Annotated in this window: 11 protein-coding genes; 8 read left to right on the top strand and 3 right to left on the bottom strand. The window is 45.6% G+C overall.

The annotated features are described in order from the left end of the window. Positions 1-152: 152 nt before the first annotated feature. Together AC4BAP_RS03050 and AC4BAP_RS03045 are read right to left on the bottom strand one after the other, a co-directional pair. Positions 153-2,795, bottom strand: a complete 2,643-nt coding sequence (locus tag AC4BAP_RS03050; RefSeq protein WP_490581137.1) for a T9SS type A sorting domain-containing protein — start codon at positions 2,793-2,795, stop codon at positions 153-155. Positions 2,796-3,094: 299 nt separating this feature from the next. Further along, positions 3,095-4,219 carry a T9SS type A sorting domain-containing protein gene (locus AC4BAP_RS03045; RefSeq protein WP_490581136.1) on the bottom strand — a complete coding sequence of 375 codons (1,125 nt, stop codon included), beginning with the start codon at positions 4,217-4,219 and terminating at the stop codon, positions 3,095-3,097. 267 nt (positions 4,220-4,486) lie between these two features. Between AC4BAP_RS03045 and AC4BAP_RS03040 the strand changes: the two genes are divergently transcribed. Both AC4BAP_RS03040 and AC4BAP_RS03035 read left to right on the top strand, forming a co-directional pair. After that, a complete protein-coding gene (locus AC4BAP_RS03040) occupies positions 4,487-4,957 on the top strand; it encodes a Fur family transcriptional regulator (protein WP_490581135.1) in 471 nt (156 codons plus the stop codon). A gap of 83 nt (positions 4,958-5,040) precedes the next feature. Then, positions 5,041-5,538 (top strand): PaaI family thioesterase, encoded by a 498-nt coding sequence (locus tag AC4BAP_RS03035; protein ID WP_490581134.1) that lies wholly within the window; start codon positions 5,041-5,043, stop codon positions 5,536-5,538. On the opposite strand, the gene AC4BAP_RS03030 is transcribed toward AC4BAP_RS03035, so the two are convergent. Further along, positions 5,518-5,727: a hypothetical protein gene (locus tag AC4BAP_RS03030; protein WP_490581133.1), complete on the bottom strand. Its 210-nt coding sequence runs from the start codon at positions 5,725-5,727 to the stop codon at positions 5,518-5,520. The genes AC4BAP_RS03035 and AC4BAP_RS03030 overlap by 21 nt on opposite strands. Positions 5,728-5,755: 28 nt before the next feature. On the opposite strand from AC4BAP_RS03030, the gene AC4BAP_RS03025 reads away from it, so the two are divergent. The 6 genes from AC4BAP_RS03025 (at position 5,756) to AC4BAP_RS03000 (ending at position 12,452) form a co-directional block, all read left to right on the top strand. Further along, positions 5,756-6,172 carry a hypothetical protein gene (locus AC4BAP_RS03025; RefSeq protein ID WP_490581132.1) on the top strand — a complete coding sequence of 139 codons (417 nt, stop codon included), beginning with the start codon at positions 5,756-5,758 and terminating at the stop codon, positions 6,170-6,172. 156 nt (positions 6,173-6,328) lie between these two features. Further along, complete coding sequence (locus AC4BAP_RS03020) at positions 6,329-7,069, top strand: hypothetical protein (RefSeq protein WP_490581131.1); 741 nt, start codon at positions 6,329-6,331, stop codon at positions 7,067-7,069. A 148-nt stretch (positions 7,070-7,217) separates the two neighbouring features. Beyond that, a complete protein-coding gene (locus tag AC4BAP_RS03015) occupies positions 7,218-7,640 on the top strand; it encodes a PH domain-containing protein (RefSeq protein ID WP_490581130.1) in 423 nt (140 codons plus the stop codon). 635 nt (positions 7,641-8,275) lie between these two features. Next, positions 8,276-8,872, top strand: coding sequence for a phosphoribosylglycinamide formyltransferase (gene purN, locus AC4BAP_RS03010; RefSeq protein ID WP_490581129.1), 597 nt, complete (start codon positions 8,276-8,278; stop codon positions 8,870-8,872). Between the two features lie 35 nt (positions 8,873-8,907). Continuing rightward, positions 8,908-10,431 (top strand): bifunctional phosphoribosylaminoimidazolecarboxamide formyltransferase/IMP cyclohydrolase, encoded by a 1,524-nt coding sequence (gene purH, locus AC4BAP_RS03005; RefSeq protein ID WP_490581128.1) that lies wholly within the window; start codon positions 8,908-8,910, stop codon positions 10,429-10,431. A 995-nt stretch (positions 10,432-11,426) separates the two neighbouring features. Continuing rightward, complete coding sequence (locus AC4BAP_RS03000; protein ID WP_490581127.1) at positions 11,427-12,452, top strand: rod shape-determining protein; 1,026 nt, start codon at positions 11,427-11,429, stop codon at positions 12,450-12,452. The last annotated feature ends 4 nt before the right edge of the window (positions 12,453-12,456 follow it).

Below are 12,456 nucleotides of genomic sequence, written 5' to 3'. Positions count from 1 at the left end.
AACAGGAAAGCGGTGCAGGAACACTCCCACGCCGCTTTACCGCATCCGATTGGCACTGGCCAACCTCTTCGACGAACTTAGCTATTACTCTAGGTTAAAAAGTTCGGGATGATTCATGTTTCAGTGGATAAGTGGATAAGCTTTTCAGAGGCTTAGCGAACGATCACACGCTGTGTGTTTACATTGCTGCCATCCTGAATTCTTACGATGTATGTTCCCTTTGCAACTTTGCTCAGGTCTAACTCCACAATGCCATTCACATTGTTTTTAGTTACAACGGCACGTCCCATCATATCAACAACCTGAATGCTGGCATTTCTTGCCTTCACTAGGTCAACTTTAACGGCTCCGGTTGTTAACGTAGGGTAAACTGCGTAACCACCTTTTTCGAAACCTTTCTTGATGCCAGTAGCAGTTAGCGCCTCTACGCTCTCAGAAGCTGTGGCCACTACCGCACCGCCATCTACATTCACCAGAGCTAAAGTATAGGCATAAGTACCGGCAGCATTAAAGGCAACTCTAAAGCCTAAAGCGTTTACATCGCTCATCGCCATTCCTTCTGCAGGGCCAATTAGCGCAACACCATTTGTAAATGTTATTGGCTTATAAGTGGCGTCAGTGTCCAGATACTCCAGGGTGATATTGGCAGCCTTTGAAGGATCGGCCAGTGTAAGGCGGCCACGCACCATGGTGGCAGGGTTTACGTCATTGGCAGTTGCCGTAACTGTAAATGTTGTAGCAGCATCTTTTTCAACTGATCTCTGGTCCAATGTAGTTGCTACAGCAGCATTCACGAAAGCAGCAACCGTTACATTCTCGTTAGAGGTAGCAAGTATAGCGTTGTTAGATGCATTTACCAGTTCCACCTTGTAGCCATATGCCGCTGCATCGTTAAATGTAGCTCTGAACTTCAGGCCGTTGATATCGCTCAGGGCCATACCGCCAGCAGGTCCGATCATTGCCACACCATCAGTACCAATGGCGATAGGCTTGTAAGTGTTGTCTGTGTCTAAATACTCCAGAGTAATGTTGCCTCTTTGAGAAGCGTCTGTAAGGGTCAGGCGGCCAAGCACCATGGTGGCAGGGTTTACATCGCCAACGGTAGTTGATAATACAAACTCCTCTGTTCTGGTTGTTTTAACGTTGGCTCTTGCATTAAGCGTAGTTGCAAGTGTTGCATTCTGGAACGCATCTACCACCACACTCTCACTCGATGAAGCCACCACTGTTTCGGTTGTACCAGGAGTTACCAGTGCTACAGTGTAAGTATAAGTGCCGGCTTCAGCAAAAGTAACCCTAAGCGGCATTACGCCATCTGCAAGCGGGTAACCACCAGTTGGGCCAACATACGCCACACCGTTCGCATCAATTGCAAGCTGCTCGTAGGTGTTTTCGCCTGTTTGCAGTTCAACGGTCATGTGCTCTTTTTGTGCAGCATCTCCCATTGTAAGTTTTGCAAGCACCATATCGCCGGCATTGTCGTTGGCAACAGCTGTTACCGCAACATTCTGGGCTACACTCGTTTTAACACCAGCCTTATTGTTCAGGTTAGAAGCAATGGTAGCATTGTCAAACTTAACGGTAACCGTTTCCTGTGTCATAGTGGCTACCTGCAAGTCTACTTTTTTGATCAGTTCTACTCTGTAAGTATAAGTCCCTGTCTCGCTGGCCACTGCTCTTAGTTTAAGGGTACCATCTGCCAGGTTTATGCCCTCTACAGGGTCTCCGTAAGTTGCCACGCCTTCTGTGTTAAAGGCAAGGGGCTGGTAATCACCGGGAGCAGCCTCGTAGAACAGCTGTATGTTGGCTGCCTGCGCAGGGTTAGCAAGTATAACTTTTGGAAACACCTTGGTTGTGTTTGGCCAGGAACCTGCATCAACGTTCAGGTCAAAGTCTACTGTCTTACCTTTTACTACAGTTGTACCACCCAGCGTGGTGGCAACAGTTGCGCCTTCCAGCACATTAACGGTCTCAGTAACATCGGCCAGTATATTTCCGTCAATTCTCACAATCTCTACTTTGTAAGTATAGCTGCCGGTAGCATTAAAATTGATCTTCATTAATTGGTCAAAAGCAGTACTAAACTCAAAGCCGCCTTCAGGACCAAATAAAAGCACACCGTTATCGCCAACAGTGAGCGTCTCAAACTCATTGCCGGTTGTGTTATACTTTAAGCTAAACTTATTGTATTGAGAAGGATCTGCTAAGGTAAGTTTGATATTCACCATGTCACCTGTCCTGTCATTCGGGTCAGCATACAGCCTGAATAGCACATCCTCCTTGGTTCTGATCTTGTTAACACCCTCGCTTACAATGTCAAGGGTTGTGTTAACGGTTGGCTCCATGAACTCTACCTCTGTGGTTTTGCTAACACTGGCAAGTACTGCCTCATCAGCAGTATTACGTAGCTCCAAAGTATAGGCAAAAGTACCAATGGCATTGAACTTGGCTGTAAACGCCTTACTGAGTGTCGCATCAAATGCATAGGTACCTAGTACTGCTTCGCCGTTTGCGCCAACTGCAATGGCAGTTGCATCGCTGTCTTTTAGCTCAAGCTGTGTCGCCTGCGTGGCAACGTTATCGCCTGTTAACTTAAAAACAAGCTTTACATCCGTTGCGGTTGCGTCGTTTTTCGTGATGTTCACTGAGTACGGCACCACAGTATGCGCTTTAGCCGAAGCCGGAATATCTGTGGTTATTGTTGAGGGTGTTGGGTCTGTTTGAGCCCAGGCATTGCCTATGGCCCCGATCATGGCCAATACGGCAATCATAAGAAAGCGTAAATGTGTTTTCATCAAAAAAGTTAGTTATGTTAAAATATAAGAGGATTAATCGCGTGATGCGTGGCAGGCCATACATAGTGGCCCGGAGAAGGGTTATGCTTGTTTCATAGGCTGTATTTTGTATTATAAAGTAAAAATAATATATATATCTTTTAATGCAAACTATTTCAACGTTAAAACATTCAATTTAAACTATTAATAGCTCTGCACCGGCATTTAGCACATTATAAAGCATTATTTTACCTACCCCTATTAAAATACAAAAAGCCCACGGCGTTTACCATGGGCTTTTTTGCCTTTTAGAAGTATGGTTACCTTACAACGAAGCGTGCGCCTGCCACATCGTTGCCTTTAGTGATTTTAACGAGGTATGTGCCTTTTGCAAGACCGTTGGTATTCAGGTCTACAACTCCGGTTTTGTTTTTGAGTTGCATTACCGTACGGCCAAGCAAGTCTGTTACTATAATGCTGGCATTACGCACATCCCCCAGGTCTACTCTTACCGCATCGCTTACCAGCGTTGGATAAACACTGATGCGGGTGCTACCGATCATATCATCCATTCCGGCCAGGCCTGTAACGGTCACGGTTTCGTTTACAAAGGCAATAATGTTACCATCGTCTCTTCTTAACCGGATGGAGTAAGCGTATGTGCCTGGCTGTGTGAACCGGATGCGCATGATCTGGTTGATATCCGATGAACCTGCTATGGCTGTCAGCGTTTCACCTTCCGCCGGACCGATCCGGGCAATGCCATCTTCATTAAAAGTAAGCGGCTGGAAATTAACCGGCTGGCTCGGGTTCATGATGGCTCTGTTCACGTCATACTCCAAAACAAAGTTGTTGCGCTGTGCAGGAGTTGCCAAGGCAATCTCAATATTGGCCTTGTCGCCGGCACGGTCATTGGCTTCCACAAAAATTTGCCACTCGATGTTATTGTTGGTTTCCAGGGTTGGGTAATTATCCAGTGTGCCGTCGATGGTTGGCTCTTGTAGGGTTGTTACTGCCACACTGCCCGTTGCAGCTGCGCCAACAGGGTTGGTTGGGTTAGCCGCCTCAAACATTCTGAGCGAGTAGCTATAGTTGTCAGCTCTGTTGAACAGGATCTTGAAGTTATGCACCGCATCGGTTTGGGTAAGTGCAAAAGGCCCGAACGTAGCAATACCATTGGCATCCAGGGTAAGGGTTGTAAACTCTGTGGCACCGGGTGCCTGGTACTGCAGAATGATATCGTTGGCCTGATACGGGTCGAAGTCTAGTTTACCGACCACAGACTGTGCCGTTGGGCCGCTGGTTGTTACGCTAAACTCCTGGGTGATACCTGTTTTCACATTTGTCAGGCTACTTAGCGATGTAGTGATGGTTTGCGCAAATGCGTAACTCTGCGCCAGGGCCATCAGTACCAATACAAGGCATAAACGTAAAGGTGTTTTCATTGGACTAAAATTTCAGTTATTAATGATTTAATAAGTACAAAAGGTAAGGCATACACGGCTCTCTGTCCGTAACTGTACATTAGGTACAATACTGTGTTTAGCGAAAAAGGATGTGGTAATTTTCACGAACAGAGACTAAACATCTAATTATCAACATATATTTTTTTATATATAATTTTTAAGGCTGATAAAATTGGAGCACCGTGTAAAAAAATACACCACAGGAATAGCGCATATAACAGCAGATAAACTATATTTGAAGGTTATATGATGCAACAACAGAAAGAATTAAGGAGAAAAGCACAGGATTTACTGCTAAAGTATGGCCTGCGCAAAACAAGCTGCAGAGTAAGCGTGTTGGAACTGCTTATGCAGCACAACTATGCCCTGGCGCACGCCGACCTGGAAAAGCAACTCGGAAGCGACTATGACAGGGTAACGCTCTACCGCACACTTTATTCTTTTAAAGAGCAGGGGCTGGTACACAGCGTAACCGACCTGAACGGCATTATGAAGTATGCGCTTTGCCGCGACAAGGAGTGCAGCAACCTGCAGCACCAGCACGACCACATCCATTTTAGCTGCTGCAAATGCGGACAGACCTATTGCCTGGATGAAGTACGGCTTGGCCCTATCACGCTGCCAGAGGGCTACCTGGCAAGTGATGTGCAGTTTTCGGTGCAGGGGATTTGCAGAAATTGTAATACCCAAAGTGTGGCGCCAGAGGTTACTACTTAAATAAAATTAAGTATATTATCGGTGAAGTTAACCAATAGGTTTCTGCTAAAGTATAAGGCAGCAACCCATACTATGCGTACACTATGGCACAACTCACCCCCTCTGCAACTACATTCCTGAACCTTGTAAGCTCCCCCAGCAAATTCAGGTTGTTTCTGCTATCAAAATTACCCATGGCTTACCTGGCAGGGTTAAAGATAACCTCGCTTAATTCTGATAATGCCACAGTTACCATACCCTATAAGTACCTGAACAAAAACCCTTTCCGCTCTATATACTTTGCCGCATTAAGTATGGCCGCTGAGCTGTCTACGGGTGTGCTGTGCATGATGCACGTGTACAAGTCCAACCCTGCCGTATCGATGTTGGTAACGCACATGGAAGCCGACTTTACTAAAAAAGCTGTGGGTAAGATTGCCTTTACCTGTCACGATGGCCAGGCCATACACGATGCCGCAGAACGCACCAAGGCTACCGGTCAGGGTGTAACAGTAGTTGCCACCAGCATAGGCACAGATGAGGCCGGAGACAAAGTGGCCGAGTTCAAGTTTACCTGGTCGTTAAAGGCGAAGAAGTCTTAGGCTTGCAACTGAAAAAATAGCGTTTAGCTGCTCCCTTAAAGTATAAAAAGCCGAGTCTTCTTCGGGTTTATCTAAAATCTGTACCGCCTGTCCGTCCTTGCTACTTGTTTCACCAGCAAGTATCATAACCAATGCCTGTTGATTGTTGGCTAAATACACCATTATGGTGAGTTTATACTTTTTAACCAAATCTCTAAACAGCTTTGTATCTTAGAGCATGAAAAAAGTTATCAGCTTTAATCAGGCGGCCATAATATGCCTGTACCTGCTCAGCCTTCTTGTCTTGTTTCATTTTGCTGTGATTGTAGGCATACTTGTTTTCGAATATGCACCTGTGGCGTTTTTGTGGGGTGGGCAAATGCAAACATCAGAGCAATTGTTATACTTTGAGGGTGCCTCGCTGGTAATCTCGGTACTCATATTTCTTGTGGTAGCCGTTAGAACTCAGAAGTTGTATGCCCCAAAGCTGGCAGGCATAGCGCACATGGCCACCTGTCTATTGTGCCTGCTGTTTTTATTAAACACGCTCGGTAACTTGCTGGCCCAAACCTCCTTTGAGAGGTACTTTGCTTTGGTTACAGGCCTTTTGGCTTTTCTTCTGCTTAGAATTGCATGGGAAAAGCTGCCAAGCTAGGTTTTCTGGTTGTTGAAGGCGAAGAAGTCTTAGAGACTGATTATACTTTTATTGCTTCCAAACTTCTATATTTATTAAGGGTTTACTCCGTTTAGCCGCCGGATTTGGGTGAGTAAGTGGAATGGGCTTCCGTTTATACTACGGTTACAGGTAATTATGAAAAGACTAACGATCATATTGATATTGACACTTTATAGTTGTCTTTCTTTTTCGCAAAGTGAACAAGAAAAAGCGCTCCAAAAATGGATTGCCCAGAATCATATTGATTTTAATTCTCCGACTTGTCTCGATGGGTTTGAGCACTTTGTGAATTGTAATGAGAAACAGGCATATCGAAAGATAATTGGTGATACAATAATCACATATTCGCGCGGAAATAGAATCGCTGAGAATATTGATAAACTAAATAAAAGTATTAAAGACAAAGAATTTAATGTAATGCGGTATCCTGCATACACTCAAAAAAATGGAACAATTGTAATTCAAGAAATGAGGAAGTGGGTATTTATTTGTAAGCAGGACACATTATATCTTTTGGATGAGCGTGATGACCGAAAAGCTGAAGAATCAAATAAACTACTTCAAGCCATGTTAAGTGGTAAAATATCAGGCGAAGAATATTATAAAAAACAACAAGTAATTGAGAATACAGATTTTAATTTCAAACCTAAATTTAAGATGATTTATTTCAAGGGAATTTTTAATAATTCAAATGAATTTTCATTTTCATCGAATCAAAATTTCAGAGAAGAATCTGTCTTGTTGCTAGACACTTGGATGACAAATAATAAAAAATATTATAAGATCAGATTAAAAACGTGGACTGCAGGCACTTATGTTTTTTCAGAAGATTTTGATTTTATAAACACTGAAATCTGTGAAAATAACTACCTGTAATACAGTACATATTACAGAACGGGATTAGGTGGTACGCCAACTGCGGATCCTCGTTTCGCCGTTCCGTGTCCTTTGGACAGGAACACGCTCCGAAATCCGCCCCGACAACATGTACCAGCCGTTAGCCTTACATTCATACCCGAATCAAATGAAAACTCATAAAGCAAACAGGAAAGGGCTTATCAATTATTTTTTAGTTGGCTACGCTCTGTTGCCGATAGCCATATTCTTACTCAACAAGAATACTTTCATTGAAAAACCATTCATCCTCTTGCCTTTAGCAATTCAACTAATTTTAATCTTTTGGATCTACTTTGACACCTATTATAAAATCGAGAATAATGACTTGATCTATCGATCCGGATTTTTAAGAGGTAAAATAGAGATATCAAAAATCAGAGAAGTACTGAAAGGAAAAACCATGTGGAGCGGCTTAAAGCCTGCTTTAGCTATAAAAGGTCTGATCATCAAGTTTAATAAGTATGATGAAATATACATTGCCCCGGAAAACAATGATGAAATGATTTCAGACTTATTAAAAGCTAACCCAACAATCAAAATATCGGAATAGGTTTTAACTGAGCGCCTGATTAGTTAAAACCTAGGTTGTGTTCTTCTAGAAACCAAGCAGATGTAAACCCACCCCTAACCCCTCCCAAGAGGGGAATTTTACTCGTGCATGTAATTCCCCTCCTTGGAGTTAATCTTGTAGGGAAAAATTAAACATGTCGCAAGTTTAGCGTCAGCGCAACTTGTGACTTGCCATGAGGCCAGTTTGCAACTGGCAGAATAATCGTTCTTACACTTCCGCCAGTTGCAAACTGGCCTCATGCTTAACCACCAGTTAACGCTTCGCTCAAACTGGCGGCATTCAAGTGAATGAAAACAGCTGATTGATTTTCCCTACAAGATTAGCCACCTCGGAGGGCCAAGAGTGGGTTAATCGCAACTTGAGCTTTTTGCCCAACACCAACACTAGCTGCTTTTGGTGCAGGCCCTTACCAGCAAGTATAAGTCCCCTTTCCATTGTTGGTGAAAAGCACCAGCAACAACGGTGAGTTTAGGTAAACAGCAGCTTTGGCCGGCAGGCTCGGCATTACTTAGAATCGGACCCACCAAACGCCACACCCACAGATTTATACTTATACTTGCTGGCAACTACAACCAAACCCCTTATATTTGCAGCTTCAAAGCCAGATTATACTTTTGGAACAAGCAGATAAGAAGAATATAGTCATTTTCGCTTCCGGATCGGGGAGCAATGCGCAGCGCCTGCTCGAACATTTTGAGCACCACCATCAGATACGTGTGGCTGCCTTGTTCTCCAACAACCCGAAAGCCTATGCCCTTAAAAGAGCCGAGACCTACCACGTCCCGGCTCTTTTGTTTTCCAGGGATGAGTTCTACAACTCCGACAAGGTGCTGGAGCAGGTAAAGCAATTTAAGCCCGACCTGATCGTACTGGCTGGCTTCCTGTGGCTGGTACCCGAAAAATTCCTGCACGCTTTCCCGAACAAGATCATCAACATACACCCTGCCCTGTTGCCAAAGTATGGCGGCAAAGGCATGCACGGCCTTAACGTGCATACTGCCGTGGTGCAGGCTGGTGAGGCGCAGTCAGGCATTACCATTCACCGCGTGAACGAGGAGTACGACAGAGGCGAGTTTATACTTCAGGAATACTGCCCGGTACTGCCCGAAGACACCCCCGAAGAGTTGGCTACGCGCGTACTGCAGCTGGAGCACAAATACCTGCCCGAAGTAGTGGAGAAGTTATTAACCCAAACCCCTGACAAGCATTAGCACATTAAAAAATTAACCCAATAGCACATTAACCCATGCAACCAGTTCAAATAAAATCGGCGCTTATTTCGGTTTACTACAAAGACCGCCTGGAGCCACTCGTGGAGCTCCTGAAACAGCACAACGTTACCATTTACTCTACAGGCGGCACGCAGGCTTTCCTGGAGGAGCAAGGTGCTGAGGTAGTAGCCGTAGAAGACCTGACTGACTACCCGTCTATTTTCGGTGGTCGTGTAAAAACGCTACACCCAAAGGTGTTTGGTGGCATTTTGCACCGCCGCGACAACGACAGCGATCTGGCTGAGCGCGAAAAGTTTGAGATACCAGCTATCGATCTGGTAGTGGTAGACCTATACCCATTTGAGGAAACCGTAGCATCCGGCGCATCCGAAGCTGATATTATCGAGAAGATCGACATCGGCGGCATTTCGCTTATCCGTGCTGCTGCCAAGAATTTCAAGGATGTGCTGATCGTATCGTCGCGTGAGCAGTACGATGACGTGGTGGAACTGTTGAAAGAGAAGAACGGAGCCACTGAACTGGAAGACCGCAAGCGTTTTGCTGCCAAGGCATTCGATGTATCGTCGCACTACGACACGCACATTTTCAACTACCTGAACGCTGGCAACGAAGAACAGCCATTTAAGCAAAGCGTACGGGAGGCAACGCCACTACGTTACGGCGAAAACCCACACCAGAAAGGCACTTTCTACGGTAAACTGGATGAGCTTTTTGAGCAACTGAATGGCAAGCAGCTTTCTTACAACAACCTGGTAGACGTAGACGCAGCAGTTGCCCTTGCCGCTGAGTTTGAAGAGCCGGTTGTAGCTATACTGAAGCATACCAACGCCTGCGGTTGCGCCACCGGCGACACTGTAAAAGACGCCTATCTGAATGCCCTTTCTTCTGACCCGGTTTCTGCTTTTGGAGGTGTGATCATCGCCAACAGAAGTATAGACATGGCCGCTGCCGAGGAATTGAACAAGCTTTTCTTTGAGGTATTAATCGCGCCTAGTTTCGATGACGATGCACTGGAACTTCTGAAGACAAAGAAAAACCGCATCCTGCTGAAGCAGAATAATGTGGAGTTGCCGAAGAAGCTGTTCAAGACCTTGCTTAACGGTGTGATTGAGCAGGACAAAGACCTGGCTACTGAAACAGAAGCTGACTTTAAAACTGCAACCAAACGCGAGCCGTCTGCTGAAGAGAAGAAAGCCCTGGTATTCGCCGCTAAAGTTTGCAAGCACACCAAATCAAACACCATTGTGCTGGCTACGGATAAAATGATGTTCTCCAGCGGTGTAGGCCAGACCTCACGTGTGGATGCCCTGCGTCAGGCTATTGATAAGGCAAAGAGCTTTGGCTTTGATGTAAGCCAGACTGTTATGGCTTCTGATGCATTCTTCCCCTTCCCGGACTGCGTGGAGATTGCCGATAAAGCTGGTATTAAAGCCGTGGTACAGCCGGGTGGTTCTATCAAAGACCAGGACTCTATTGATTACTGCGATGCACACAACATGGCCATGGTCATGACAGGCGTGCGTCACTTCAAACACTAATTCTCACCCTAAACATAAATCCCGAAGCCCTCTCCGTTTCTGACGGAGGGGGCTTTTTTTGCAGGTGCAGCACCCAAATTTATGCTCTTACCACCCCGTTTGTTTCCAGAGAGCTAAGTTCTAAAACCTCCTGTTACTCCAGATAAAAGAATTCAGGGTTTATACTTAATTAACTCAAGCTGCGTGACGCTTATTCTTAAACTGTATCCACCCACCCCTAACCCCTCCGAGGAGGGGAATTTAGTTACACTTTTGTGAGAATCCCCTTCTCGGAGTAGGGTCGTTTCATTCTAAGAATAATTGTCCCCTTGAGGGGACCGCAGGGGTGTAAAGCCAGTTGGAAGGCCCTTTCGTAAAAAGCTAACAGCCCTCTGTGACCTATGGTCGCAAGTTTCAAACTCACGTTTTCACTTGTCCTCAAGGGGAGAATTGATACCTAGCTATATTAAAAGCCAAGGTGCAAATATTTAGAATGAAACGGCCCTACTTCTCGGAGGGGCTACGCTTAGGACACAAGTATAAAATTCTCTATCTACCGCGAGTTTTCAACTCGTGGTTGTCCATGTGGGCAAGCTTTCAGCTTGCGTGAGTCGCTTTTTATACTTTTGCATACCTACGCAAGCTGAAAGCTTGCCATATAATAAGCCACGAGTTGAAAACTCGCGGCAGGAATAACAGCGAATGTAAATTTGTGTCTTAATAGTAGCCTCGGCGGGGTTAGGGGTGGGTTGCACATCTCAGAAATCAAGCTGTTGTTGTATCTCGCAACTTGAGTTAACCAACGTTGCTCAATTTTATACTATATGTACCGTTATAAGCCTGAATGTCAGCTTCAGATACATTTTTACACCTTATAAGTATAAATTACAGCCGTATCACCAGTACTTTATTATTAATTCTGTTGAAAATCACTAATTTTGCGGCGAGTTTATACTCAATTTTTATAGTATATTTGAAATATAACAAGGGCAACCGCACGCCCGCACATAGATAGAATGGGACTTTTCAATTTTCTAACGAGTGATATAGCGATCGATTTGGGTACAGCCAATACCCTGATCATCCACAACGATAAAATTGTAGTAGACGAGCCATCGATCATCGCCGTTGACCGCACCTCTGGCAGAGTACTAGCCATTGGCCGCAACGCGATGCAGATGCACGAGAAAACCCACGAGAACATCAAAACCATTCGTCCGCTGAAAGACGGTGTAATCGCCGACTTCCACGCAGCCGAGGAGATGATCCGTGGCATGATCAAGATGATCGACACGGGCCGTCGCTTGTTCCAGCCATCGCACCGCATGGTGATCTGTATTCCGTCGGGCATCACAGAAGTTGAGAAACGTGCCGTACGTGACTCTGCGCAGCATGCCGGCGCCAAGGAAGTATGGATGATACAGGAGCCAATGGCAGCCGCTATCGGTATCGGTATCGACGTGGAGCAGCCTATCGGCTCTATGATCGTGGACATCGGGGGTGGTACTACAGAGATTGCCGTGATCGCCCTTTCTGGTATCGTATGCGACCAGTCTATCCGTATTGCCGGCGACGTTTTCACGAAAGACATCCTGGATTACATGCGCCGCCAGCACAACCTGCTGATCGGGGAGCGTTCTGCTGAGAAGATCAAGATCGAGGTGGGCGCTGCGCTTACAGAGATCGAGAACCCACCTGCAGACTACGAGATCCGTGGCCGTGACCTGATGACAGGCATCCCGAAAGTAATCAAAGTTACGTACCAGGAGATCGCCATTGCCCTTGACAAATCGGTTTCTAAGATCGAGGAAGCTGTACTGAAGGCGCTTGAGATCGCACCACCGGAGCTTTCTGCTGATATCTACGACAACGGTATTCACCTGACAGGTGGTGGCGCGATGCTGCGTGGCCTGGATAAGCGTTTGGCTGCCAAAACAAAACTACCTATCCACATTGCCGAGGATCCATTAAGAGCGGTAGTGCGTGGTACAGGTGCAGCCATCAAAAACATCGAAGGTTTCAAGAATGTCCTTCTAACCTAAAAGG

The sequence above is a fragment of the Pontibacter sp. GD7 genome, assembly GCF_058216375.1.
Note: the sequence above shows the minus strand (reverse complement) of the source record. Positions and strands in the feature narration are given on the sequence as shown.